Source organism: Microbacterium tumbae (assembly GCF_054780175.1).
Map to the genome: position 1 here is coordinate 1 of NZ_BAAGWV010000004.1, position 22,859 is coordinate 22,859.

General features: G+C 69.4%; 26 protein-coding genes and 1 tRNA gene. 19 read left to right on the top strand and 8 right to left on the bottom strand.

Annotated features, from left to right (window positions below):
* Nucleotides 1–197: 197 nt before the first annotated feature.
* Nucleotides 198–270 (bottom strand) — tRNA-Arg (locus ACYVGQ_RS14985).
* 129 nt (nucleotides 271–399) lie between these two features.
* Between ACYVGQ_RS14985 and ACYVGQ_RS14990 the strand changes: the two genes are divergently transcribed.
* The 8 genes from ACYVGQ_RS14990 (at nucleotide 400) to ACYVGQ_RS15025 (ending at nucleotide 6,514) form a co-directional block, all read left to right on the top strand.
* Entirely contained in the window at nucleotides 400–1,011 is a 612-nt protein-coding gene (locus ACYVGQ_RS14990; RefSeq protein WP_460785471.1) for a Pr6Pr family membrane protein, read from the top strand.
* A gap of 60 nt (nucleotides 1,012–1,071) precedes the next feature.
* Entirely contained in the window at nucleotides 1,072–1,515 is a 444-nt protein-coding gene (locus ACYVGQ_RS14995; RefSeq protein WP_460785472.1) for a MarR family winged helix-turn-helix transcriptional regulator, read from the top strand.
* Nucleotides 1,516–1,539: 24 nt separating this feature from the next.
* Nucleotides 1,540–1,962 (top strand): organic hydroperoxide resistance protein, encoded by a 423-nt coding sequence (locus ACYVGQ_RS15000; RefSeq protein ID WP_460785473.1) that lies wholly within the window; start codon nucleotides 1,540–1,542, stop codon nucleotides 1,960–1,962.
* Nucleotides 1,962–2,939 (top strand): zinc-binding dehydrogenase, encoded by a 978-nt coding sequence (locus ACYVGQ_RS15005; protein ID WP_460785474.1) that lies wholly within the window; start codon nucleotides 1,962–1,964, stop codon nucleotides 2,937–2,939. The genes ACYVGQ_RS15000 and ACYVGQ_RS15005 overlap by 1 nt, the downstream gene beginning before the upstream one ends.
* 525 nt (nucleotides 2,940–3,464) lie before the next feature.
* Nucleotides 3,465–4,484 carry a magnesium/cobalt transporter CorA gene (corA, locus tag ACYVGQ_RS15010; RefSeq protein WP_460785475.1) on the top strand — a complete coding sequence of 340 codons (1,020 nt, stop codon included), beginning with the start codon at nucleotides 3,465–3,467 and terminating at the stop codon, nucleotides 4,482–4,484.
* A 71-nt stretch (nucleotides 4,485–4,555) separates the two neighbouring features.
* Nucleotides 4,556–5,152, top strand: a complete 597-nt coding sequence (locus ACYVGQ_RS15015; protein WP_460785476.1) for an HAD family hydrolase — start codon at nucleotides 4,556–4,558, stop codon at nucleotides 5,150–5,152.
* A gap of 6 nt (nucleotides 5,153–5,158) precedes the next feature.
* Nucleotides 5,159–5,845 carry a hypothetical protein gene (locus ACYVGQ_RS15020; RefSeq protein WP_460785477.1) on the top strand — a complete coding sequence of 229 codons (687 nt, stop codon included), beginning with the start codon at nucleotides 5,159–5,161 and terminating at the stop codon, nucleotides 5,843–5,845.
* 192 nt (nucleotides 5,846–6,037) lie between these two features.
* The gene (locus tag ACYVGQ_RS15025) at nucleotides 6,038–6,514 is read left to right on the top strand and encodes a GyrI-like domain-containing protein (protein WP_460785478.1); all 477 of its coding nucleotides are present in this window, start codon (nucleotides 6,038–6,040) and stop codon (nucleotides 6,512–6,514) included.
* On the opposite strand, the gene ACYVGQ_RS15030 is transcribed toward ACYVGQ_RS15025, so the two are convergent.
* The 3 genes from ACYVGQ_RS15030 to trmB are packed head-to-tail and all read right to left on the bottom strand — an operon-like array spanning nucleotide 6,507 to nucleotide 8,526.
* Nucleotides 6,507–6,899 carry a DUF1304 domain-containing protein gene (locus ACYVGQ_RS15030; protein WP_460785479.1) on the bottom strand — a complete coding sequence of 131 codons (393 nt, stop codon included), beginning with the start codon at nucleotides 6,897–6,899 and terminating at the stop codon, nucleotides 6,507–6,509. The genes ACYVGQ_RS15025 and ACYVGQ_RS15030 overlap by 8 nt on opposite strands.
* Nucleotides 6,900–6,925: 26 nt before the next feature.
* Nucleotides 6,926–7,804 carry a CPBP family intramembrane glutamic endopeptidase gene (locus tag ACYVGQ_RS15035; protein WP_460785480.1) on the bottom strand — a complete coding sequence of 293 codons (879 nt, stop codon included), beginning with the start codon at nucleotides 7,802–7,804 and terminating at the stop codon, nucleotides 6,926–6,928.
* Complete coding sequence (gene trmB, locus ACYVGQ_RS15040) at nucleotides 7,801–8,526, bottom strand: tRNA (guanosine(46)-N7)-methyltransferase TrmB (protein WP_460785481.1); 726 nt, start codon at nucleotides 8,524–8,526, stop codon at nucleotides 7,801–7,803. Before trmB ends, ACYVGQ_RS15035 begins: the two co-directional genes overlap by 4 nt.
* Before the next feature lie 130 nt (nucleotides 8,527–8,656).
* Between trmB and ACYVGQ_RS15045 the strand changes: the two genes are divergently transcribed.
* Nucleotides 8,657–9,895, top strand: a complete 1,239-nt coding sequence (locus ACYVGQ_RS15045; protein ID WP_460785482.1) for an HNH endonuclease signature motif containing protein — start codon at nucleotides 8,657–8,659, stop codon at nucleotides 9,893–9,895.
* Between the two features lie 24 nt (nucleotides 9,896–9,919).
* On the opposite strand, the gene ACYVGQ_RS15050 is transcribed toward ACYVGQ_RS15045, so the two are convergent.
* Entirely contained in the window at nucleotides 9,920–10,756 is an 837-nt protein-coding gene (locus ACYVGQ_RS15050; RefSeq protein WP_460785483.1) for a DUF3097 domain-containing protein, read from the bottom strand.
* A gap of 102 nt (nucleotides 10,757–10,858) precedes the next feature.
* On the opposite strand from ACYVGQ_RS15050, the gene ACYVGQ_RS15055 reads away from it, so the two are divergent.
* The 4 genes from ACYVGQ_RS15055 (at nucleotide 10,859) to ACYVGQ_RS15070 (ending at nucleotide 15,055) form a co-directional block, all read left to right on the top strand.
* The gene (locus ACYVGQ_RS15055) at nucleotides 10,859–12,937 is read left to right on the top strand and encodes a TPM domain-containing protein (protein WP_460785484.1); all 2,079 of its coding nucleotides are present in this window, start codon (nucleotides 10,859–10,861) and stop codon (nucleotides 12,935–12,937) included.
* A gap of 55 nt (nucleotides 12,938–12,992) precedes the next feature.
* Nucleotides 12,993–13,730, top strand: a complete 738-nt coding sequence (locus ACYVGQ_RS15060; RefSeq protein WP_460785485.1) for a PspA/IM30 family protein — start codon at nucleotides 12,993–12,995, stop codon at nucleotides 13,728–13,730.
* 66 nt (nucleotides 13,731–13,796) lie between these two features.
* Nucleotides 13,797–14,600: an arginase family protein gene (locus ACYVGQ_RS15065; RefSeq protein WP_460785486.1), complete on the top strand. Its 804-nt coding sequence runs from the start codon at nucleotides 13,797–13,799 to the stop codon at nucleotides 14,598–14,600.
* A complete protein-coding gene (locus ACYVGQ_RS15070; protein ID WP_460785487.1) occupies nucleotides 14,597–15,055 on the top strand; it encodes a Fe-S oxidoreductase in 459 nt (152 codons plus the stop codon). Before ACYVGQ_RS15065 ends, ACYVGQ_RS15070 begins: the two co-directional genes overlap by 4 nt.
* 3 nt (nucleotides 15,056–15,058) lie before the next feature.
* Here ACYVGQ_RS15070 and ACYVGQ_RS15075 read toward each other — a convergent pair whose 3' ends face one another.
* Genes ACYVGQ_RS15075 through ACYVGQ_RS15085 form a run of 3 tightly spaced genes read right to left on the bottom strand, consistent with a single transcriptional unit; the run spans nucleotide 15,059 to nucleotide 16,761 of the window.
* The gene (locus ACYVGQ_RS15075) at nucleotides 15,059–15,529 is read right to left on the bottom strand and encodes an SIP domain-containing protein (protein WP_460785488.1); all 471 of its coding nucleotides are present in this window, start codon (nucleotides 15,527–15,529) and stop codon (nucleotides 15,059–15,061) included.
* Between the two features lie 48 nt (nucleotides 15,530–15,577).
* Nucleotides 15,578–16,288 carry a tyrosine-protein phosphatase gene (locus tag ACYVGQ_RS15080; RefSeq protein ID WP_460785489.1) on the bottom strand — a complete coding sequence of 237 codons (711 nt, stop codon included), beginning with the start codon at nucleotides 16,286–16,288 and terminating at the stop codon, nucleotides 15,578–15,580.
* A complete protein-coding gene (locus tag ACYVGQ_RS15085) occupies nucleotides 16,285–16,761 on the bottom strand; it encodes a carboxymuconolactone decarboxylase family protein (RefSeq protein ID WP_460785490.1) in 477 nt (158 codons plus the stop codon). Before ACYVGQ_RS15085 ends, ACYVGQ_RS15080 begins: the two co-directional genes overlap by 4 nt.
* Nucleotides 16,762–16,921: 160 nt before the next feature.
* On the opposite strand from ACYVGQ_RS15085, the gene ACYVGQ_RS15090 reads away from it, so the two are divergent.
* The 6 genes from ACYVGQ_RS15090 to ACYVGQ_RS15115 all read left to right on the top strand — a co-directional run bounded on the left by ACYVGQ_RS15090 (nucleotide 16,922) and on the right by ACYVGQ_RS15115 (nucleotide 22,856).
* Nucleotides 16,922–17,839, top strand: coding sequence for an alpha/beta fold hydrolase (locus ACYVGQ_RS15090; RefSeq protein WP_460785491.1), 918 nt, complete (start codon nucleotides 16,922–16,924; stop codon nucleotides 17,837–17,839).
* 103 nt (nucleotides 17,840–17,942) lie between these two features.
* A complete protein-coding gene (locus ACYVGQ_RS15095; protein ID WP_460785492.1) occupies nucleotides 17,943–19,460 on the top strand; it encodes an ABC transporter substrate-binding protein in 1,518 nt (505 codons plus the stop codon).
* A 6-nt stretch (nucleotides 19,461–19,466) separates the two neighbouring features.
* Nucleotides 19,467–20,417: an ABC transporter permease gene (locus ACYVGQ_RS15100; RefSeq protein WP_460785493.1), complete on the top strand. Its 951-nt coding sequence runs from the start codon at nucleotides 19,467–19,469 to the stop codon at nucleotides 20,415–20,417.
* A complete protein-coding gene (locus ACYVGQ_RS15105) occupies nucleotides 20,417–21,283 on the top strand; it encodes an ABC transporter permease (protein ID WP_460785494.1) in 867 nt (288 codons plus the stop codon). The genes ACYVGQ_RS15100 and ACYVGQ_RS15105 overlap by 1 nt, the downstream gene beginning before the upstream one ends.
* Entirely contained in the window at nucleotides 21,280–22,071 is a 792-nt protein-coding gene (locus ACYVGQ_RS15110) for an ABC transporter ATP-binding protein (protein ID WP_460785495.1), read from the top strand. The genes ACYVGQ_RS15105 and ACYVGQ_RS15110 overlap by 4 nt, the downstream gene beginning before the upstream one ends.
* Nucleotides 22,068–22,856 (top strand): ABC transporter ATP-binding protein, encoded by a 789-nt coding sequence (locus ACYVGQ_RS15115; protein ID WP_460785496.1) that lies wholly within the window; start codon nucleotides 22,068–22,070, stop codon nucleotides 22,854–22,856. Before ACYVGQ_RS15110 ends, ACYVGQ_RS15115 begins: the two co-directional genes overlap by 4 nt.
* The last annotated feature ends 3 nt before the right edge of the window (nucleotides 22,857–22,859 follow it).

The following is a 22,859-nucleotide window of genomic DNA, read 5'->3' on the forward strand; positions in this document are numbered from 1 at the left end:
AGGAGCGCCCCCGTCCGGCTCTCTACGACACCGGACTCGACCCGACCGAAGGCCTCTGGACCCGCTCAGGATGGGCAGGACGCGCATGACACACCCGAACCCATCCACACGTTCTTGCCGATAAGCCTCCCCCTGGAGACGGATCGCCCTCGAAGACATGGAGAGCCGCTCGAAACGAGCGGCTCTCCATGCGATCGTGCCCCCGACAGGAGTCGAACCTGCGACCTACGGTACCGGAAACCGGCGCTCTATCCACTGAGCTACGGAGGCGTACCGAACGACGATATCACCTGGAGGGACGGCTCCGAGAACACCGCCGAGCTGCCCGGGCGCGTCGGACGCCGTCGGGATGCGATGGTCGGATGCCTCGCCCCGGAAGCGGCACCGTACTCTGATCGGGTGCGCACGCAACCAGCCCCTGGCATCGACCGCGTCGCACTGCTGCGACTGTCGATCGGCGTGATCGCGCTGGGAGTGCTCTGCTATGCCTATGCACTTCGGATCGCCGCGGGCGACGGAAGTCTTTTCGACTACTTCGGATACTTCACGAATCTCACGGCGCTTCTCAGCGCGGTTGTCCTGCTCGCCTCGGGAACACTCGGCGGTCGTACACCGCTCTGGATCATCTACGCCCGCGGTGTCGCTACGGCCTGCATGATCGTGGTCGGCGTGATCTACAACCTGCTCGTGCCGGGCACGGGGTCGGCGCCGCCTTGGGTGAGCGCGATCCTGCACGTCGCGCTGCCCCTCACGATGCTGCTGGATTGGACGCTCGTCGCCGACCGGCCTCCGCTGCGCTGGCGATACCTGTGGATCGTGCTGCCCTATCCGATCCTCTGGCTGATCGTCACACTCGTCCGCGGCGTGACGGATGGCTGGGTGCCGTACGGATTCCTCCTGCCGAGTCGTGGTGCGCTGTCACTGTGGCTGCATGTCGCCGGTCTCCTCGCGACACTGCTGCTCGCCGCCGGCATCGTGTGGACGCTGAGCAGGCTCCGCCGTCCGCGCTGACGAGGACGGTGGCGGCAGGCACTCAGCACACGCACAACTGAGTTGTGCACAATCGATGTCATGAGCGTGACCGACGAGATGCTGTGCTTCTCCCTCTACTCCGCGTCCCGCGCCACGACGCAGGCGTACCGAGCGCTGCTAGTGCCATGGCAGCTGACCTATCCGCAGTACCTCGTGCTCGCCGTGCTCTGGAACGACGGCGAACAGACGATCCGATCGCTCGGAGAGGCGATGCAGCTCGACTCCGGCACGCTCTCCCCCCTCGTCCGCCGCCTCGAACAGGCCGGCCTCGTCGCCAAGGAGCGCGGCACGGCTGACGAACGGATCGTCACCGTGCGCCTCACGCCGCGAGGACGAGCCCTGCGTGCGGAGCTCTCCTCGGTGCACGCCAGCATCGCCGAGCTCGCCGGCATCCGGGACGCCGCGCAGCTGCGGCGCCTCATCGACGACCTGCACGGGCTGACCGCCCGCCTGCAGAGCGCAGGCGCGCACGAAGACCACTGACCGCCTCTCGAAAGGAACATCATCATGGAAGCCATCTACACCGCGGAGGCGCTCTCCACCGGCGCGGGCCGCAACGGCCACGTCGTCACCCGCGACGGGCGCCTCGACCTCGACATGGCGATCCCCGCGGAGATGGGCGGATCGGGGAACGGCGCCAATCCGGAGCAGCTCTTCGCCGCCGGCTATGCCGCCTGCTTCCACTCGGCGCTGCAGGGCGTCGCCCGCGCGCAGAAGATCTCCATCGCGGACTCCTCCGTCGGCGCGCGCGTGCAGATCGGCTCGAACGGGCAGGGCGGGTTCGGCCTCGCCGTCGAGCTCGAGGTCGTCATCCCCGACCTGCCGCACGACCAGGCGCAGGCCCTCGCCGACGCCGCGCACCAGGTGTGCCCGTATTCGAATGCGACGCGCGGCAACATCGAGGTCACGATCACGGTCTCGGACGACTGATGCGCGCGCTCGTGCACCACTCCTTCGGTCCTGCCGAGGACGTCCTCGCCCTCGAAGAGCGCCCGCTGCCCGAGCCCGGTCCGGGCCAGGTCCGCCTGCGCGTCGTCCTCTCCCCGATCCACAACCACGACATCTGGACGATCCGCGGTGACTACGGCTTCAAGCCGGAACTGCCGGCGGCCTCCGGAACCGAGGCGGTTGGCATCGTCGATGCGCTCGGCGAAGGCGTCGACGGCCTCGCCGTCGGCCAGCGCGTCGCGACCGGAGGGACGTTCGGCGTCTGGGCCGAGTACGTCGTCACGAAGGCGGCAGGGCTCGTCCCTGTGCCGGAGGCGCTGCCGGACGAGGCGGCCGCCCAGCTGGTCTCGATGCCGTTCAGCGCCATCAGCCTGCTGCAGTTCCTGCATGTGCAGGAGGGCGACTGGATCGTTCAGAACGCCGCGAACGGAGCGGTCGGACGAATGCTCTCGCAGCTCGGCCGTGCCCGCGGCGTGAACGTGCTCGGCCTCGTCCGGCGCACGGCCGGCGTCGAGGAGCTGCGTTCGCAGGGCATCGGCAACGTCGTCGCCACCGATCAGGGAGACTGGCGCGAGCAGGCGTCCGCGATCACCGGCGGTGCGCCCCTCGTCGCCGGCGTCGACTCCGTCGGCGGGACCTCCTCCGGAGAAGTGCTGTCGCTGCTGGCCGAGAACGGCACCCTCGTCGCCTTCGGCGCGATGGACTCGCCGACCATGGAGATCGCCTCCGGCGACGTCATCTTCAAGCAGATGACGGTCAAGGGGTTCTGGGGCAGCAGGGTGAGCCGGGCGATGGATGCCGCGACCCGCGGCTCCCTCTTCGGCGAGCTCGTCCAGCGGGTCGCCGAAGGAACGCTGACCCTGCCTGTCGCCGGGGTCTTCGACGCCGCGGATGCCGCCGAGGCCGTTCGCGCGAGCGACGCCCCAGGCCGCATCGGCAAGGTGCTGCTGAGGTTCTGAGCAGGCTGTTCTGCCGGCCGCCCTGGCCGTTCCCACAGGAGGACCCGGCCGTTCTGCAGGATCGCCGAGCTGTTCCGCAGGACATCCCGGCCGTTCCCACAGGAGGACCCGGCCGTTCTGCAGGATCGCCGAGCTGTTCCGCAGGACATCCCGGCCGTTCCCACAGGAGGACCCGGGCCGTCGAAGGCGGGGAGGGGCTGTTCCGGCCTCTCCCCGCCTTTCGCGTCCTGCAGAACGGACGCCCGCTCCTGCAGAACGGGGATGCGATCCTGCAGAACGGACGCCGACTCCTGCAGAACGGGCGCACAGGTGTACGCTGTTCGAGGCCGATCCGGCCAGGAACCGACCGAAGGCAGGTGATGCGCGATGTCCAGTGATAGTCGCCGCGCCATCGCTCAGGCTTCGCCGGTCGGCATCTCGATGCGCTGATCCACGCGAGCAGGCGGTGGCGTCACCGCGCGCGCAGGCGCGCTCCACCGCGCCGCCGCCCGGCGCCGCGTCAAAGCGAGCAATCGAGGTGAAATCATGACCGCTCTCATCGACAACGCCGTCTACGTCGACGGACGCCGCACCGGCAACCCGACCCAGCTGACCGAGACGTACGAGATCCTGCGCGAACGGAACGGCATGGCCTGGATCGGGCTGTACCGCCCCAGCCGCGAGGAGGTGCAGTCGATCGCCGACGAGTTCAGCCTGCACCCCCTCGCCGTGGAGGACGCTCTCTCCGGGCACCAGCGCTCCAAGCTCGAGCGCTACGGCGACACCCTGTTCGTCGTGCTCCGCCCTGCGCGCTATCTCGACGCGTCCGAGGAGGTCGAGTTCGGCGAGCTGCACCTGTTCGTCGGCCCGGACTTCGTCGTCACCATCCGTCATGCGGAGTCTCCGAGCCTCGGCCGGGTCCGCCGCCGGCTGGAGGCCGCCCCCGACCTCCTCGCGATGGGGCCCGAGGCTGTTCTGTACGCGATCCTCGACGAGGTGGTCGACGAGTACGCGCCCGTGATCGCCGGCCTCGAGAACGACATCGACGAGATCGAGGACCAGCTCTTCGCCGCGGACGAAGCGGTGTCCCGCCGGATCTACGGCCTCTCTCGCGAGGTCATCGACTTCCAGCGCGCCACGCACCCTCTCGTCGACATGCTCGAGGGCCTGCGCCGCGGCTCCGACAAGTACGAGGTCGACCTGGAGCTGCAGCGCAACCTCCGCGACGTTCTCGACCACACCCTGCGGATCGTCGAGCGCGCCGACGCCTTCCGCGCGATCCTGGAGAACGCCCTCACCCTGAACGCGACCCTCGTCGCCCAGCGGCAGAACGACGAGATGCGCCGGATGACCGAGCTCGGGCTCGCACAGAACGACGAGGTCAAGAAGATCTCGTCCTGGGCCGCGATCCTCTTCGCCCCAACGCTCGTCGGAAGCATCTACGGCATGAACTTCGACATCATGCCTGAGCTGCACTGGGCCTGGGGCTATCCCTTCGCGATGCTGCTCATGCTCGGCGTCGGCGTCGGACTGTTCGCGGTCTTCAAGGCGAAGAAGTGGCTGTAGCACCGCTGTGGTGCGCACCACTCTGGCTGGGCCCGTACGACGGTATTGTGCACTCCTGATAGCGTGACCTGGTGCTCGCGATCCGTACCGTGCTCTTCGACCTGGATGGCGTCGTCCGGCACTTCGACCCTGAGTATGTCAGCGTCATCGAGCGACGGCATGGGATCGCGTCCGGCGTGATCGAGGCGATAGCCTTCGAACCCGCGTTGCTTCAGCGAGTGACTACCGGACAGATGTCCCATGCCACGTGGGTGCAGCATCTCGGCAGGGAGCTCGGCAATCATGATGCAGCAGCGGAATGGGCGCGTCAGCCGTACCGCGTGGATGCAGATGTCCTCGCTCTCGCCGATGAGCTCCGCTCACGCGGAGTGCGAACCGCGATCTTGACGAACGGCACCGACGCGATCCCGGAGGAGAGCGCTCAAATGCGGTTGAACGATTATTTTGATGCCGTCTTCAACTCCGCGGAAATCGGCTGGACGAAGCCCGACCCACGGGTATTCCAACATGTGCTCGATGTCCTTGAGCATGCGCCCTCGGAGATCTACTTCACCGATGACTCCCGTGGCAAACTGGCCGGTGCGACCGCACTCGGAATACCGACGATCCATTTCACCGGCGTCGAAGCGCTTCGGACCGCGCTCCACGCAGTTGGCGCCTTGGATTGAGCTCGGATGGATTACGCGGCCTTCACCGAGCGCTTCGTCGCCGAGCGGTTCCCGCGCGCCGAGATCGCGGTCCTCGCCGGGAGCACGTCGCGCGAAGAGCGCACCGCAACCAGCGACATCGACCTGCTGCTGATCGGCGACGACCTCTTCGACGACGCCTCCTCGCTGGCGGCGACGTACGCCTTCGCCGGAGAGATCTTCGAGGTGTTCGCCTACACGCGCGCGGGATTCACGGAGTGGGCGGAGCGCGGCATCGACGACTTCCGGCCCGTGATCGTGCACATGCTGGTCGAGGGGGTACCCGTCCGGAGCAGTGCGGATCTCGCCACGCTCCGCCGGACGTGGGCCGAGCGCCTGGCCGCGGGACCGACGGTGTCCGCAGACGAACTCGCCTTCCGCAGGTATCAGCTCACAGACGTCGTCGACGACCTGTACGACGCCACGGATCCGCTCGAGCGGCAGGTTCTCGCGGCGACCGCGTTCGAGAAGACCGCCGAGCTCGTGCTGCTGTCCGAGGGCCGGTGGATCGGCGCCGGCAAGCACCTTCCGCGAAGGCTGCGAGCGCTCGACCGTGCCAGGGCCGACGATCTGGCCGCACCTCTGCTCGCCGGCCGGCTCGAGGCCTTCGCCGACGTCGTCGAGCGAGAGCTCGAGCGCGCCGGTGGACGGCTGCAGGCAGGATTCGTGCGCTGACGCCGTCGGGGTCCCGGAGTGGCGAGGCTCTTGACACAATCACCGTATGACGAAGGTCGATCTGAAGAAGGAGCTCGACTCCTACCGAGCGGGTAGGGGCGAGTTCCGCATCCTTGAGGTCCCCGATCTCTCGTATCTGAAGACCGACGGGCACGGCGACCCGAACCTCTCTCCCCCGCGTTCGCCACCGCCGTGGAGGCACTGTACCCCCTCGCTTACGGACTCAAGTTCGCCAGCAGGAACGCACTGGACCGCGACTACGTCGTGATGCCGCTGGAAGGTCTCTGGTGGGCCGAGGACCACGCCTCATTCACCAGCGCTCGGGACAAGGCCGCCTGGCAATGGACGCTGATGATCCTGCAGCCGGCGTGGATCACGACGGCGATGTTCGAGGATGCCGTGGCGAAGGCGTCCGGGAAGAACCCCGCCGGCCGCTTCCACGAGGTCCGCTTCGAACCCCTCTCGGAAGGGCTCTGCGTACAGACGCTGCACGTCGGGTCCTTCGACGACGAGGCTCCTGTGCTCGCCGCGATGCACGACGACTTCCTTCCACGGAACGGCTTGAGGATGACCGGTCGTCACCACGAGATCTACTTCAGCGATCCTCGCAGGGGCGACCCGGCGAGGCGCCGGACGCTGCTGCGCCAGCCGGTCGCATCCGTCAGCTGACTCCGACGCCGATCGCGGTGACGACCACCGCGAGGAGCGGGAGCGTCCCCTGCATGGCGGCGGCGCGAGCCTTGCTGCGATCGGCGAGCACGAGCACGAGGGCGGCGGCGAGCATCATGCCTGTCCCCGCGAAGACGAGGCTGAGCCCTACGATCGGCGCGCCGAAGAAGTACAGGCCGACGCCCAGCAGCGCCGTGAGCGCGAGGAACAGATTGTAGAAGCCCTGATTGAAGGCGAGCTGCTTCATCGTGATGGCGTCCGCCTCGCTCTCGACCCCGAAGATCTTGCGCGTCTGCGGGTCCGTCCAGCGCAGCGACTCGAGCGCGAAGATGAAGACGTGGAAGGCGGCGGCCGCAGCCGCGAGGATGAGACCTGCGATGATCATGCCCTCATCATCCCGCATCCGCGCGCTCAGAGCAGGAAGATCGGCACGAGACCGGGGTTGTGAGCGTGCACGAGCACGCCGAACACGACGGCGTCGAACAGCAGGTGCACCGTCACGACGTACGCCAGCGAGTGCGTGCGCAGGAAGATGAACCCCTGCAGCAGCGCGAACGGGAGGGTGAGCAACGGCCCCCAGGAACGGTAGCCGAGCTCCCAGAGGAACGAGACGAAGACGACAGCCTGCAGGACGTTGGCCGCCCCGTCGGAAAGATGCCGGCGCAGCAGCGCGAAGACCGTGCAGATGAAGAAGAGCTCGTCCCAGATGCCCACGGCGCCGACTCCGACGAAGAGCCGCGCGATGAGCTCCGGCGTGTCGACGACGGGCCAGTTCAGGTAGACGCCGCTGGTGATGAAGTAGAACGGCAGGATCAGCCAGCCGAGCGCGAGCACCGCGACCAGCCATCCCCACTGCAGCCGTCGCCAGCGTCTCCCGGTGCGCCAGGGGAAGGAGATCGCCCTGTCCCGGTAGAGGAAGCGGGAGATCGCGTACGGCACCAGGACGGCGCCGCCGAGAGCGATCGTGAAGCGCAGCATGGCGAGATCGTCGAGTTCGGCCGCCAGCGGGATCGCGCTGACGATCAGCATCCCGATCGCGATGAGCGACAGATCCCTGGTGAGCGAGCGCGCACGGCCGATCGGACGCGCGTTCTCGCGCCGTGAGCCGATCCGCACGACCGCGGATGCCGTCGCAGCCCTCCCTTCCTGCGCCCACGCCACGCCGATGCCGATCGCGAGGAGCAGCCAGCCGAGCCAGACGAGATGCACGACGAAGACGGCGGGAGCGGCGAGGCACACCAGCGCCGCCGGGATCAGCGCCGGCCGCCGGGTCGTCGCCGCGGTCCTCACGGGCGCGGCGTCCGCCGGTAGGCGAGATCGCGGATGTCGCGGCCCTTGTTCAGCCCCTTGCGCTCGAACGCGGTCATGACACGGCCGTCGAAGCGCTCGGCCCAATCGCCGTCGAAAGCGCGCTCGAAGAGCGGCTCGGCATCCAGCACCTCGCGCATCTGGAGCGCATAGTCCTCCCAGTCGGTGGCGAGACGGAGCAGCCCGCCGCCGGCGAGAGCGCGTGCCGCGACCTCGCCGAAGCCCTCGCGGATCAGCCGGCGCTTCGTGTGCCTCTTCTTGTGCCACGGATCCGAGAAGAACACCCAGATCTCCGTGGCGCTCCCCTCTGGAAGGTAGGTCGCCAGCACCTCCGGCGCGTTGGCCTCGACGAGCCGCAGATTGCGCGCGCCCGCCTTGTCGGCGTCGAGCATGGTGCGCGCGAGGCCGGCACGGAACACCTCGACAGCCAGGAAGTCGTCCTCGGGGCGCGAGGAGGCGGCGGAGACGATGGCATGCCCCTGCCCGGACCCGATCTCGACGATCAGCGGCGCGGTCCGTCCGTATTCGGACGCCACGTCGAGCCGTGCCTCAGGGTGCACGCTCGTCCAGGCGACGTCGCGCGGCACATCGAGCAGGTAGCGCGGTGCGAGCTCTTCGAAAGCGCGTTCCTGCGCCTCGGACATGCGACCGCTGCGGCGCACGAACGAGACGGGTTCCTCGCGGAAGGTGCGGGGCTCTGGCATCCCTCCAGGGTATAAGCCCGCGCACGCGACGTGTCGCGCGGTCGCCGCACACGAGCATTGTTCGTATCTCTGTTCTATTTACGGCTCATTATTAGTTGCCCTGATGCGTATCTATATGCCATAATGAGATATGGCAACCGCTGTCGACAGTCGAACCCGAGAAGAGGACTCCCTCCTCTCGATGTGGGAGCTGTCCAGCCGCCATGCCGCCTCCATCGACGCGCGTCGCGTGCGTATGCTGGCCGCGCGATTCGATCTGCTGCTCGCGCAGGATCCCTTCGGCTCCCGCTATCACGACATGGCGGTGCGCTCTCTCGCGGCCGAGATCGCAGCGGCGGGTCATCTCTCGCCCGGCGTCGCAGACGGGATGCTGCATCGAGCGCACACGATCGCGCACTGCTGTCCGGCAGTTCTGGATGCCATGGAGGACGGCCTCGTCACCCTCCGTCACGCCGAGGCGATCGTCGCCGCAGGCACGGCGCTGAACGATGCGACGGATGCCGACCGCGCCGAATACGAACGCCGTGCCCTGGACGTCGCCCTCACCGAGTCCGCCGGGCGCACGGAGGCCATGGCACGCATGATCGCCGCGGACATCGCGCCGGGGGACGTCGCCGAGCGTCACCGCCGGGCCCGCGACTTCCACGGCGTGCACGTGTACTCTCGCGGCGACGGGGTCGGGGAGATGCAGATCACCGGCCCCGAGCTCCTCGTTCGCGCGGCGTACGACCGTGCCGACGAGATGGCGAAGGCCCTGATCGCATCTCGTGCCGCTGACGACGCGGACGAGCGTTCGCTGGCCCAGATCCGTGCCGACGTCATGCTTGAGCTGCTGCTGGCAGGCGGGGCGGATTCGCTGATCGGCACCCCCGCCGAAGCGATCAGGGCGACGGTGCAGGTCACCGTCGCCTCGTCCACCCTCACCGGCGAGGACGACCGCATGGGCGAGCTCGACGGCGTCGGCCCCGTCCTCCCCGAGCAGGTGCGCGAGCTGGCCGGGTACGCGCCGTCCTGGTCGCGGTTGTTCCTGGCGCCGGAGGGGATGCTCACCGCGACGGATGCCTACGCCCCGACGGCGGAGATGAAGCGGTATCTGCGTGCCAGGGATCAGCGATGCAGATTCCCCGCATGCCGCAGACCCGCTCGCAGATGTCAGATCGACCACAATCACGACCATGCCAAGGGCGGGCGCACGGAACTGCGCAATCTGGCCTGCTTCTGCGCACAGCATCATCCCTTGAAGCATCCGGATCTTCTCGACAGACATAGATGGAGCGTGAGACAGCGCGCCGACGGCACCATCGAATGGATCAGCCCGCAGGGGCGCATCTTCATCGACGCGCCGACGCCGCGCGTGGCATTCGTGTGAATCGGCGCGCGGAGCGCGTCGCGGCTACGCCGGCGCCGTGACGAAGTCGATGAGCTCCTCGACGCGCCCGAGCAGGGCGGGCTCCAGGTCGCGGTAGGTCGTGACCCTGCTGAGGATGTGCTGCCAGGCGCGCGCGATGTCCGCCTGGTCCTCGTGCGGCCAGCCGAACGCGCGGCACACGCCGATCTTCCATTCGATCCCCCGCGGGATCTCCGGCCAGCGGGCGATGCCCAGCGCCTCCGGCTTCACGCACTGCCAGACATCCACATAGGGATGCCCGACGATGCGCACATGCCTCCCGTGCGGCCCCTTCGCGACGGCGTCCGCGATCCGCGACTCCTTGGAACCGGGGACGAGATGGTCCACGAGCACGCCGTACCGCCGCTTCTCGCTCGGCGGCTCGGCGGCGAGCATGTCGTCGAGCAGATCCACGCCCCGCAGGAACTCCACGACGACGCCCTCGGCACGCAGGTCGGCGCCCCACACCTTCTCGACGAGCTCCGCGTCGTGCCTGCCCTCCACGAGGATGCGGCTCGGCAGAGCGATCCTCGCGCGCTGATCGACGGCGGCGAAGGACCCGGACGCCGTGCGGCGCGGTCCCTGCGTCTTCGGCGCCGGGGGCACGAGCCTCACAGGCTCGCCGTCGACGAGGAACCCGCCGCCCAGCGGGAAGAGGCGCCTGCGCCCCTTCCGGTCCTCGAGCTCGACGTTCCCGCCCTGCACCTTCACGATCGCGCCACAGTATCCGTCCTGCGCCACCTCCACGACCAGGTCGAGCTCGGCGGGCACCTGCGGCACCTTCCTCGCGTTCCGCTCGCGCCAGCCGGCGGAGAGCACATCCGAGCCGTACCTGTCGTCCATGCCTTCCAGCGTATGCGTCGCGATCCGGGTTCCCGGCGACGACACAGACTGTTTCCCTAGAGTCGCTATCGTCACTCGACAACAGTGAATAGACTCATGCGCATGGGGGCTCTGCGGCTCCGCGGAGGGAGCACGATGCGGTCTCGGATGTCGATCGTCCTGGGGGTGATCGGGGCGATCCTCGCCTCGGGATGGGCGACGTCCGGAGCGGCGGCGGTGCCACCGCTCGCGCTGGATTCCGGATTCGTGACGGACGACGCCGGTGTGCTCTCCGGTGATCAGCTCGCCGCAGCGAACGATCGCCTCGAAGAGCTGGCCGATTCCTCCCAGGCCTCCCTCTTCGTCGTCTTCGTCGACGGCTTCACGGATCCGGCGGACAACGTCGAGTGGGCGGACACGGTCGCCATCGACAACGGGCTCGGCGACGATCAGTATCTCATCGCCATCGACGTCAGCACGCCGCAGTACGGCTTCTCCGCGTCATCCGAAGGCGTGCTCGCCGAATCCCAGCTCGACGCGATCGAGGATGCCTTCGTGCCGGAGATGCGCGCCGAGAACTGGGCCGGAGTGATCACGGCTGCCGCGGATGCGTTCCCCGGCCCCTCCCCGATCGGGTGGATCCTTCTCGCACTCGTCGTCGTCGCCGCGGTCGTCGTCCTCATCGTCGTGCTGGTCTCACGCGCACGCAAGCGGAAGCGCGGCGCGCAGCCCGCGGTCCCGGATCCGAACGACCCGTTCTCGAGCGTCAGCGATGCCGATCTCGAGACCCAGGCCGGCGGCGCACTGGTCGCAGCCGACGATGCCGTCACCGCGAGCAAGGAGGAGCTCGGCTTCGCCGTGGCCCAGTTCGGCGACGACTCGACGACCGCGTTCGCCGATGTCGTGGAGCAGGCGAAGGCCAAGCTCTCCGAGGCCTTCGCCCTCAAGCAGCAGCTGGACGACGAGGTCCCCGACACGGCGGAGCAGCGCAGGGCATGGCACATCCAGATCATCCAGCTGTGCGATGCGGCCGACGATCTCCTCGAGGCCAACGCGGAGGAGTTCGCCCAGCTCCGCAAGCTCGCAGCGGAGGCGCCCCAGGCGCTGGAGCGGCTGAGGACTCGTCGTGTGCAGTCTCAGCAGATCATCGCGGCCGCGCCGGGCGCTCTCGCCTCCCTCGCGCAGACCTATGATGCCGCCGCCCTCAGCACCGTCGCGGAGAACGCGACCCAGGCGCAGGATCGACTCGCCCTCGCCGACAGGGAGATCGCGGAGGCCGAGACCGCTCTCGCCGCGAACGCCACCGGCGAAGCCGCGTTCTCGATCCGCACGGCCGAGCAGGCACTCGCCCAGGGAGAGCAGCTGACCGCCGCCGTCGCAACGCTCGGAGCCGACCTCGCGAAGATCGAGGATCAGGCGAAGGCCCTCATCGCAGAGCTGGAAGCCGATCTCGCGGCGGCCGCGCAGCTGCCCGACCCGCAGGGGCAGCTCGCCTCCGTCATCGCCGGGACCCGCGCACAGGTGTCCGACGGGCAGGCCGCCCTGCAGACGTCGCCGCGCAATCCGCAGCGGGCCCTCGACGCCCTGGCCGCGGCGAACGCCCAGATCGACGGCATCGTCGCCCAGGTGCGGGACGCGCTTGCCCTCGCACAGCGCAATGCGCAGCTGCTGCAGCAGCGCATCACGCAGGCGCAGGCACAGATCTCCGCCGCCGATCAGTTCATCACCACCCGTCGTGGCGGGATCGGGGCCACCGCACGCACGCGGCTGGCCGAAGCGCAGGCCGCGCTCTCTCAGGCGATCGCCCTGCAGGCGACGGATCCCACGCAGGCGCTGAACCACGCGAGTCGTGCCTACGACCTCGCCCAGGCGGCGACCTCGGCGGCCCAGGCCGACGTGACGTCCTTCGACACCGGCGGATGGGGCGGCGGTTACGGCGGCGGTTATCGCGGCGACAGCGGCCTCGGCGGGGACATCCTCGGCGGCATCCTCGGCGGCTTGATCAGCGGCGGCGGCCGGTCCTCCGGAGGCGGAGGCTGGAGTTCCGGAGGCGGAGGCTGGAGTTCCGGAGGCGGAGGCTGGAGTTCCGGAGGCGGAGGCCGGGGCGGAGGAGGCCGCAGCTACCGGCCGTCCAGCTTCGGCGGCTCCTCACGCAGCAGCTCCCGCAGTTCATCGCGCGGATCCTCCCGCGGAGGCCGCTGAGAAGCACCACCGGACATCGACTTCCACGACAACGCACCAACCGAAAGGAAACATCATGGCCAAGCAGTCCATCTTCGGACGCATCTCGACCCTCGTCCGCGCGAACATCAACGCGCTCCTCGACTCCGCCGAGGACCCGCAGAAGATGATCGACCAGCTCGTCCGCGACTACACCAACAGCATCGCCGATGCCGAGGCCGCGATCGCCGAGACGATTGGCAACCTGCGTCTGCTGGAGCGCGACCACGAGGAGGACGTCCAGGCCGCCAAGGACTGGGGGAACAAGGCCCTCGCCGCCAGCAAGAAGGCGGATGAGCTGCGCACCGCGGGCAACACCGCCGATGCCGACAAGTTCGACAGCCTCGCCAAGATCGCCCTCCAGCGCCAGATCGGCGAGGAGCGCGACGCCAAGGCCGCCGAGCCCACGATCGCCTCGCAGACCGAGATCGTCGACAAGCTCAAGAGCGGCCTGAACGGCATGAAGGAGAAGCTGGAGCAGCTGAAGTCGAAGCGCAGCGAGCTCCTCGCCCGCGCCAAGGTCGCCGAAGCGCAGACCAAGGTGCAGGATGCGGTCTCCTCGATCAACGTTCTCGATCCCACCAGCGAGCTCGGTCGCTTCGAGGACAAGGTCCGCCGCCAGGAGGCGATCGCGCAGGGCAAGGTCGAGCTCGCGGCTTCCAGCCTGGACGCCCAGTTCGAGAGCCTCGACGACCTCGGCGAGCTCACCGAGGTGGAGGCGCGCCTCGCCGAGCTCAAGGCCGGCGGCGCACCCCAGGGACAGCTCGAGTCCTGATCTCCGGGCGGATGCTCCGGGCCGGCGGTCCGGGGCATCCGCCTTTCCTCTCCCCTCGGAGGCCCCATGGCCCGTTTCCTCGTCGTCCCGCAGTGGCAGGGCTCCCCCGCCGCGCGCGCGATGCTGCTCACCGATGGCGCCACCGCGATCTCGGGGGATCTGCCCCGAGCAGTGACCACGGTGCTGGACGTTCCTCTCGAGGCCGGCGAGTCGCTCGGCACGGGGGTGCACCGCCTGAGCGCGCTCAAGAGGGTGCGCGAGCAGCTGCACGACCAGATCGATGAGGGCGTGGTCGTCATCGGCGGCGACTGCAGCGTGACCGTCGCCGCCCTCGACGCCCTGCCGGGAGGCACCGCTGATCTCGCCGTCCTCTGGTGCGACGCGCATCCCGATCTTCACGTTCCGGAGACGTCTCCGTCCGGCGCCTTCTCCGGCATGGCATTGCGTGCCGTCCTCGGCGAGGGCGAGCCGCAGCTGGCCCTCGCCCCTGGCATCCCCGCGGAACGGGTCGTCGTCGTCGGAGCGAGGGCCGTGGACGCGACCGAGGAGGCGCCGTTGAGCGCGCTGACCTCGTTGCGGGCGGACGCCCTCGGCGATCCCGGTGCGATCGCCGACGCGATCGCCTCGACAGGGGCATCGCGCGTCTGGGTGCACATCGACGTCGATGTTCTCGATCCCTCCGAGATCGTCGGCGTCTCCGACCCCGCGCCGTTCGGGGCGACCACGGCTCAGCTGACCGCGGCGCTGCGCGCGCTGCGGGACCGCGTCCCCCTCGCAGGCGCGACCATCGCCGGGTTCGCGCCGCGCTCCCCCGCGGATGCCGTCGAGGATCTCGGCGCCCTCCTGCGACTCGTCGGCGCGGTGGCATGAACGCCGTCGCGGCGAACTGGCGTCCCGCCGCCGAGGCCGCCCTGGAGCGGGGCCGGCGCTTCGACCGGCGCATCCCCTCGTTCCTGCTGCGCTCCCCGATCAGCCGAGCCGGCTATGCGTGGGGGACGGCCGTGGGCTGGATCTGGGGCTGGCTGTGGAGCACCGGTCCCGTCGAGCGCCGAGAGGGTCTATGGGTCTTCCGCGGGATGCCGGCGTGGACGTTCAACCGAGGCGGAGTCTGCGTCGGCGGATGCTTCCTCACCGGCGATCGCGCACCGAGCGACGCCGTGCTCCGCCATGAGGCCGTGCACAAGGCGCAATGGCTGCGCTACGGCTTCCTCATGCCGGTGCTCTACCTGTTCGCGGGTCGGGACCCGCTGCGCAACCGCTTCGAGATCGAAGCAGGGCTGGAGGATGGCGGGTACGTCCGCAGATCCCGCGCGAGACGCGGCTGAGGCTCAGCGCTCGACGGGGAGGAGTCCGAACCGCTCCGGGGCATGGATGGACGCCACAGGAACGCCTCGGACCTCGGTCAGGTGCTCGACGATGTCCGCCGTGCCCAGGTAGCCGCCCAGAAGCGTGACGTGCGTCATCCCGGCGTCCTCGCAGAGCATCTCATCCGCCCAGGCGTTCGTCGCCCTGGCGAGCGCGGAACCGGGGGTGCAGAAGAGCCCCGTGCCCGGCGCGCCGCTGCGGGTGTCGCGGGCGAGCCAGGTGACCGTCATCCGCGGCGGCGCCTCCACGGTGCCGATGTCGGCGGTCTCCGGAACTTCGATGAAGATCCGGCCGCTGGCGCAGAGCGGCAGCGTCGCGAGGAAGACCTCGAGATCCGCCAGCGAGCCCTCGTCCGCGGTCACCAGGTGGTGGGAACGCTGACGAGCCGCACGGCGCTCGGCGCGTGCGGACCGGAACTCGACGGAAGTGGTCATGATTCCTTCAGCATATCACTCGCCAAGGGTTGCCTAACCTATCCGCGATCAGTACCTCTCGACGAGAGCCGCCCGCAGCGCCTCGAGCTCGGGATCTGCCATCCCCTGCCCGCGCAGGTAGCCGACCGTCGATCCCCAGCGCTCGTCGATCATGGCCAGGACCGTCTGCATCGCCTCGGCGGGCGACCGGGTCGCGAGCGCGACGACGTGCTTGGCCTCGGGATGCTGCGCGCGCAGGTATTCGGCGATGCGCCGGTTGCGCTCCGCCGGAAGCTGCGACTCCGTCAGCGCATAGTCGGCGACGATGGCGTCGCGGTCGGCGCCGACCGCGTCCAGGGCGAGGGCCACCGTCACACCGGTGCGGTCCTTGCCCACCGTGCAGTGCACGAGGGTGCGCTCGCCCTGGGCGATCACGCGCAAGGCCGCCACGAGCCTGGCGCCACTCTCCTCCAGGAGGTGGCGGTAGAGCTCGTCCAGGCTGCTGTCCTCCTCGAAGAACGAGGCGACCGACCCCAGGAACAGCGGGAGCCGGGTGATGACCGGCCCGACGATCGCCGAGGGGTCGGCTGCAACTTCGTCGTCCGCCCGCAGATCGACGATCTGGTCGACCCGCTCCCGCAGGTCGCGTGCGCCGGCGGGCGTCGCGCCGGCGAGATGGGCGGATCGGAGCAGCCGCCCCTCACGGATCCGCCCGTCCTTCGCCGGAAGCCCGCCGACGTCCCTGACGTTCCAGACCCCCTCGATGCGGAGAACGGTCATGCGTCCGCCTTCGGCTGCCGTGGCGGGACGGGATAGCGACCGGCGACGACGATCCGGTTGAACGCGTTGATGGACACGCACGCCCAGCTGAGAGCGGCGTACTCCTTCTCCGTGAAGACGCCTCCCACGCGGTCGTAGACGTCGTCGGGGACGCCGTCCTCGTGGATGAAGGTGAACGCCTCCGCGAGCTCGAGCGCGGCGCACTCGCGCTCGGAGAAGACTCCGCTCTCGCGCCAGGTGGGGATCTGCGTGAGCTCATCCGCGCCGAGCCCAGCGGCAAGGGCGCGATCGACGTGGATGCGGGTGCAGTACGCGCATCCATTGAGCTGCGAGCAGTGGATCATGACGATCTCCTTGAGGCGATCGTCGATGCCGTTCGCGGCGCAGATCTCCCCCACCGTCTTCGAGAAGGCGTCCAGCGCCTGATACGCAGCCGGCTCGGTCTTGGACAGGTGCACCCGCGTCTCGCTCATGGCTCCAGCCTAGGCCGTGTTCGCCGCAAGGTATCGAGGTTCGGAAATGCAGATTGACATGATATGTCAGGATTTTTCGATCATTAAGTTCAGATAAATCCTGATTCTTCTTGGCTTATTGATCTCGCATTTCACGAGCGACCCCACAGCGGAGCAGAATATGGGCGTGCCGATCGACATCAGCGAGTTCAGCTATCTCCCCGCGCAGGCCGAGGCCATCGCGGTTCCCGTCCCCACCGCGACCCGCCAGGAGGCCGTCCTCTCCGACGGCCGCACCCTCAGCGCCCTGCGCTACGGCGACGGGGATCCCCGAGTCGTCTTCCTGCACGGCGCCGGCCTGAACGCGCACACCTGGGACACCACCGTGCTCCACCTGCAGCTGCCGGCCCTCGCGATCGACCTCGCCGGCCACGGCGACTCGTCCTGGCGCGCGGACGCGGCGTACGCGCCGCGCAACCTCGCCGCCGACGTCGCGGACGCGCTCACGCAGTGGTCCGCCGCTCCGATCGTCCTCGTCGGCCAGTCGCTGGGCGGACTCACCGCAGCCGCTCTCGCCGCCGCGCACCCCGAACTCGTGCAAGCCGTCATCATCGTGGACATCACCCCCGGCATCGACGCGTCCGGCGGCCCGGCGTCTCTGCGCGAGTTCTTCCGCGTCTCCGACTTCGCCAGTCGTGCCGAGCTCGTCGACCGCGCGCTCGAGTTCGGGCTCGGCGGCTCGCGGGAGGACGCCGAGCGCGGCGTCTTCTTCAACTCGCGCGTGCGAGAGGACGGTCGCGTCGAATGGAAGCATCACTTCGCGCACCTCGCCGCCCAGGCGTTCGCCGCTCCGGACGCGCACGGCGCCGCACCATCAGGTGCCGTGCTGGACGACACCGGCTGGGATGACCTCACCGCGGTCTCCGCGCCGCTGACCCTGGTGCGGGCGACGCGCGGCTTCGTCAGCGCTGCGGATGCCGCCGACTACGCCCGCCGCCTGCCCGCCGCCCGCATCGTCGAGATCGACGCCACGCACAATGTCCAGGAGACCGCCCCCGCGACGCTGGCGGACCTGGTCAGGGAGAGCGTCACCGCCTGAATGTGACGCAGCGTTCCGGCGCCGCTCCCTCCGACCCGAATCGAACCCTAGGCTCAACCCCACCGGCACACAGCACCTGCCGTACGAGAGGACCAGCAAGCTCATGTTCACCCGCACCCGACGACGTCTCGGCGTCGTCACCGCCCTGGCCGCGACGGCGATCGTCCTGAGCGCCTGCACCGGATCCCCTGCCCCCGTGGAGACATCGATCGGCGAGCCCGACCCGGACGCGACGCTCACCGTCGGCCTGGTGCTCGAGCCCACCAACCTCGACATTCGCCACACGAGCGGCGCCGCGCTCGAGCAGATCCTCATCGACAACATCTACGAGGGCCTCGTCACGCGCACGCAGACCAACGAGATCGAGCCGCGGCTGGCCTCCGACTACGAGGTCTCCGAAGACGGCCTCACCTACACGTTCACGCTGAACGAGGGCATCGCCTTCCACAGCGGCGACGCCCTCACCTCCGCGGACGTCGTCGCCTCCTACGAGACGGTCCGCACCGATGCCACGGTGCAGGGCAACGCCGAGTTCGCGGACGTCGCGTCGATCACCGCGCCGGATGACGCCACCGTCGTGATCACGCTGAACGCGCCGAATCAGAACTTCCTGTTCGCCCTCACCGGCCCCGCGGGCCTCGTCTTCCCCGAGGGCGACGACACCGATCTGCAGACGGCCGAGAACGGAACCGGCCCCTTCACCCTCACCCGCTGGAGCAAGGGCTCCTCCATCACCTTCACGCGCTTCGAGGAGTACTGGGGCGACGCCGCCGGCGTCGCGGAGGTCGACTTCGAGTACATCCCCGACTTCACCTCGGGCGTCAACGCAGCCCTCGACGGCAGTCTCGACGTGCTCACCGCCGTCGACCCGCAGCTGGCTCCGCAGCTCGAGGATTCAGGGGAGTTCGCGCTCACCTCGGGCAAGACGACCGACAAGGCGACCCTGGCGTTCAACAACGCGAAGGCCCCGCTGGACGACGTGCGCGTGCGCGAGGCGCTCCGCCGAGCCATCGATCACGACGCTCTCGTCGAGGCGGTCGGCGCCGGTCAGACCCTGTACGGGCCGATCCCCGAGCTCGACCCCGGCTTCGAGGACCTCTCCGATGTCGCGCCCTACGATCCGGAGCGCGCCAAGGAGCTGCTCGCCGAGGCGGGCCAGGAGGATCTCGAGCTGACGCTGACGATCCCGAACTTCTACGGCACGACCGTCCCCCAGGTCCTCATCTCCGACTTCGCCGCCGTCGGCGTGACGCTGAAGGTGGACTCCGTGGAGTTCGCCACCTGGCTCGAGGACGTCTACACCAACAAGGACTACGACCTGAGCTTCGTGCTGCACGTCGAGCCGCGCGACTTCGGCAACTTCGCGAACCCGGACTACTACTTCGGCTACGACAACCCCGAGGTCCAGTCGCTGTACGCCGAGGCGCTGGCGGAGATCGACCCCGACGCCTCCGCAGGGCTGCTCGCACAGGCCGCGCGCATCGTCTCCGAGGACCACGCGGCCGACTGGCTGTACAACGGCGAGACCATCACCGCCGTCCGCCCGATCGTCACAGGGTTCCCGCAGGACTCGATCAACTCGCGCATCAACCTCTCCGGCGTGACCGTCGCCGCCGGCTGACGACGGATGCTGCGCTACGCGCTCACACGAGGAGCCCTGCTGATCGCAGGGCTCCTCGTGTCGAGTGTGCTCATCTTCCTCACGCTGCGCGTCCTCCCCGGCGACGTCGCGCAGCTCATCGCCGGCACGAACTCGACGCCAGAGCAGGTGCAGGCGCTGCGCGAGTCCCTGGGGCTGGATCGTCCGCTCCCCCAGCAGTACTCCGAGTGGATCGGCGGCCTCTTCCGCGGCGATCTCGGCACCTCGCTGCTGTCCGGCGCCTCCGTCGGCGAAGAGCTGGCCCTGAAGGCCCAGGTGACGGTGCCTCTGGGGATCATGGCACTCGGGATCGCCCTGCTGATCGCGGTTCCGTTCGGCATCCTCGCCGCCCTCCTGCGCGGAAGGGCGGGAGGCGCCGCCGTCTCCTTCGCGGCGCAGGCCCTGGCCGCCGTCCCTGTGGTGTGGGCCGGCATGATGCTCATCGTCGTCTTCGCCGTGTGGCTGGGCTGGCTCCCCGCTCAAGGCTTCCCCCGAGACGGCTGGGCAGAACCGGGGCAGGCGCTGCGGGCCCTGCTGCTGCCGGCTCTGACGATCGGGATCGTCGAAGGCGCCATGCTCCTGCGATTCGTGCGCAGCGCGACGCTCCAGGCCGCGGGCCAGGATTTCGTCCGCACGGCCGCGGCGAAGGGCCTCAGTCGCAACCGGGCGCTCGTCCTGCACGGCATCCCCGCCGTCGGCCTCTCCATCGTCACGGTGCTCGGCCTCCAGGTCGCCGGGATCATCGTGGGCTCGGTCGTCATCGAGCAGCTGTTCACCCTGCCGGGCATCGGGCGGATGCTCGTCTCCGACGTCGGCACGCGGGACCTCGTCAAGGTGCAGAGCGAGCTGCTCGTCCTCACCGGGTTCGTGCTCGTGATCGGCTTCCTCGTCGACCTCGTCCATCACGTCATCGATCCTCGTCAGCGGGAGAGCGCCTGATGCCCCGCTGGCTGCGCGCCCTCTGGCATTCCTGGACCGGGCGGTTCGGGATCGTCGTGGTGATCGTCATCGCACTCACCGCCGCGGTCTCGGCGTTCTGGACCCCGTTCGACCCGCTCTCCGCCGACATCTCCGGACGCTGGGCCGGTCCCTCCTGGCCGCATCTGCTCGGGACGGACGGGACGGGACGGGACATCCTCAGCCTCGTCATGGCCGGCGCCCGCACGACCGTCTTCGTCAGCGTCGGCGCCGGCCTCGTGGCGACTCTCGTCGGCATCCTGCTCGCCGCGCTCGGCGCTCTGACCGCCCGGTGGCTGCGCGAGACCGTGGCCGTGCTGGTGGACATCCTCATCGCCTTCCCCGTGCTGCTGATCGCCATGATGATCTCCTCGGTGTGGGGCGGCTCCCTGTGGGTGGTCATCTGGTCCGTCGGGATCGGCTTCGGCGTCAACATCGCCCGCGTCACCCGTCCCGAGCTGCGCAGGGTCCAGCAGAGCGACTTCGTGCTCGCCGGCCGCGCCGCGGGCCTCACCCCGGCCCAGAGCCTGGTCCGGCATCTGCTGCCGAACGTGGCTCCGGTGTTCATCGTGCAGCTGTCCTGGTCGATGGCGGTCGCCGTGCTCGCCGAGGCGGGGCTGTCCTACCTCGGATTCGGAGCCTCCGTCGTCGAGCCGAGCTGGGGCATCCTGCTCTCCGACCTGCAGCGCTACATCGCGATCCACCCGCTGTCGGTGATCTGGCCGGGGCTCGCGATCACGCTCTCGGTCCTCGGCCTGAACCTCCTCGGCGACGCGCTGCGCGACGCGACCGATCCGACCCTCGAACGCCGCGCGGGCGAGACGCACACCCCTGGAGTGGTCGCATGAGCCTGGTCGTGCAGGATCTCGTCGTCACGATCGGCGGGCGCACCGTCGTCGACGGGATCTCCTTCGAGGTGCAGGACGGCGCCCGCCTCGGCCTCATCGGCGAGTCCGGATCGGGGAAGTCCCTGACCGCCCTCGCCGTCCTCGGGCTCCTCCCCGACGGCGCGACGGCCAGCGGAAGCATCCGCTGGGACGGCACCGAGCTGATCGGCATGCCGGATCGCGAGCTCGCCCGCTTCCGCGGCGACGACATCGGCATCGTCTTCCAGGAGCCCCGCACCGCGCTGAATCCGATCCGCACGGTCGGCCGGCAGATCGCCGAGGCGGTCCGCATCCACACCGGGATCTCCCGCGGCCGGGCGCGCGAGCGCGCCATCGCCGAAGCGGCTCGCGTGCATCTGCCCGATCCGGCGACGATCGTGGACCGCTATCCGCATCAGCTCTCCGGAGGGCAGCGCCAGCGCGTCGCGATCGCCATGGCGCTCGCGTGCCGTCCCCGACTCCTGATCGCGGACGAGCCGACGACGGCGCTGGACGTGACGATCCAGGCCGAGATCCTCGATCTACTGCTCTCCCTCGTCGCGGACGAGGGGATGTCCCTGGTGTTCATCACGCACGACCTCGCCGTCCTCGCGCAGGTCGCCACCCATGGCGTCGTCCTGGAGCACGGAAGGATCGTGGAGTCGGCTCCCGTGGACGTCCTCCTCACCGCGCCGTCCTCGCCGATCACGCAGGGGCTGCTGCGCGACGCCACGGCGACGCTCTGGCGCCCGGAAGGAAGGGCGGAATGAGCCTGATCGAAGCGCGAGGCCTGACCCGCGCCTTCGCCGTCCCGAAGCGGACCCCGTTCGAGCGCACGCGCATGCAGACGGCCCTGCAGCCGACCGACCTCGACATCGCCGCCGGCTCCTCGCTCGGGATCATCGGGGAGTCGGGGTCGGGGAAGTCCACGCTGGTCCGGCTGCTGCTCGGCCTCGACAGTCCCACGGGCGGCACAGTGACCGTCGATGAACGCCCCGTCGACGCGGACGCTCCTGCGCGCTCGCTGCACTGGCTGCGCCGGCTGACCGGGCTGGTGTTCCAGGACCCGTATGCGTCCCTGGACCCGCGCATGAGCGCGGGTCGCATCATCGCAGAGCCGCTCTGGGCGCTCGGCATCCCCGGCGATCATCGCGCCAGGGTGCGCGAGGTTCTCGTCGAGGTCGGCCTCGAGCCCGACATGGCCGACCGGTATCCGCACGAGTTCTCCGGCGGGCAGCGTCAGCGCATCGCCCTGGCGAGGGCCATCGCCCACCGCCCCCGCATCCTGATCGGCGACGAGCCGATGTCGGCGCTGGACGTCACGGTGCGCGCGCAGATCCTCGGACTGCTCGCGGAGCTGAAGAGCGCCCAGGACCTCACCCTCGTGCTCGTCTCGCACGACATCGGCGTCGTCCAGAACCTCTGCGACACGGTCGCGGTGATGAAGGACGGGCGGATCGTCGAGCACGGCTCGACCCGTGACGTGCTCCAGCATCCGCGCGAGGGGTACACCAGGGACCTGCTCGCCGCCATCCCCGTGATCCCGCAGCGCTGACGG

Coding starts and splice junctions, on each gene's coding strand:
- ACYVGQ_RS14995 (WP_460785472.1), top strand. CDS start 1,072: ATGAGCGTGACCGACGAGATGCTGTGCTTCTCCCTCTACTCCGCGTCC.
- ACYVGQ_RS15000 (WP_460785473.1), top strand. CDS start 1,540: ATGGAAGCCATCTACACCGCGGAGGCGCTCTCCACCGGCGCGGGCCGC.
- ACYVGQ_RS15005 (WP_460785474.1), top strand. CDS start 1,962: ATGCGCGCGCTCGTGCACCACTCCTTCGGTCCTGCCGAGGACGTCCTC.
- corA (WP_460785475.1), top strand. CDS start 3,465: ATGACCGCTCTCATCGACAACGCCGTCTACGTCGACGGACGCCGCACC.
- ACYVGQ_RS15020 (WP_460785477.1), top strand. CDS start 5,159: ATGGATTACGCGGCCTTCACCGAGCGCTTCGTCGCCGAGCGGTTCCCG.
- ACYVGQ_RS15030 (WP_460785479.1), bottom strand. CDS start 6,899: ATGATCATCGCAGGTCTCATCCTCGCGGCTGCGGCCGCCGCCTTCCAC.
- trmB (WP_460785481.1), bottom strand. CDS start 8,526: ATGCCAGAGCCCCGCACCTTCCGCGAGGAACCCGTCTCGTTCGTGCGC.
- ACYVGQ_RS15045 (WP_460785482.1), top strand. CDS start 8,657: ATGGCAACCGCTGTCGACAGTCGAACCCGAGAAGAGGACTCCCTCCTC.
- ACYVGQ_RS15050 (WP_460785483.1), bottom strand. CDS start 10,756: ATGGACGACAGGTACGGCTCGGATGTGCTCTCCGCCGGCTGGCGCGAG.
- ACYVGQ_RS15055 (WP_460785484.1), top strand. CDS start 10,859: ATGGGGGCTCTGCGGCTCCGCGGAGGGAGCACGATGCGGTCTCGGATG.
- ACYVGQ_RS15060 (WP_460785485.1), top strand. CDS start 12,993: ATGGCCAAGCAGTCCATCTTCGGACGCATCTCGACCCTCGTCCGCGCG.
- ACYVGQ_RS15065 (WP_460785486.1), top strand. CDS start 13,797: ATGGCCCGTTTCCTCGTCGTCCCGCAGTGGCAGGGCTCCCCCGCCGCG.
- ACYVGQ_RS15070 (WP_460785487.1), top strand. CDS start 14,597: ATGAACGCCGTCGCGGCGAACTGGCGTCCCGCCGCCGAGGCCGCCCTG.
- ACYVGQ_RS15075 (WP_460785488.1), bottom strand. CDS start 15,529: ATGACCACTTCCGTCGAGTTCCGGTCCGCACGCGCCGAGCGCCGTGCG.
- ACYVGQ_RS15080 (WP_460785489.1), bottom strand. CDS start 16,288: ATGACCGTTCTCCGCATCGAGGGGGTCTGGAACGTCAGGGACGTCGGC.
- ACYVGQ_RS15085 (WP_460785490.1), bottom strand. CDS start 16,761: ATGAGCGAGACGCGGGTGCACCTGTCCAAGACCGAGCCGGCTGCGTAT.
- ACYVGQ_RS15090 (WP_460785491.1), top strand. CDS start 16,922: ATGGGCGTGCCGATCGACATCAGCGAGTTCAGCTATCTCCCCGCGCAG.
- ACYVGQ_RS15095 (WP_460785492.1), top strand. CDS start 17,943: ATGTTCACCCGCACCCGACGACGTCTCGGCGTCGTCACCGCCCTGGCC.
- ACYVGQ_RS15100 (WP_460785493.1), top strand. CDS start 19,467: ATGCTGCGCTACGCGCTCACACGAGGAGCCCTGCTGATCGCAGGGCTC.
- ACYVGQ_RS15105 (WP_460785494.1), top strand. CDS start 20,417: ATGCCCCGCTGGCTGCGCGCCCTCTGGCATTCCTGGACCGGGCGGTTC.
- ACYVGQ_RS15110 (WP_460785495.1), top strand. CDS start 21,280: ATGAGCCTGGTCGTGCAGGATCTCGTCGTCACGATCGGCGGGCGCACC.
- ACYVGQ_RS15115 (WP_460785496.1), top strand. CDS start 22,068: ATGAGCCTGATCGAAGCGCGAGGCCTGACCCGCGCCTTCGCCGTCCCG.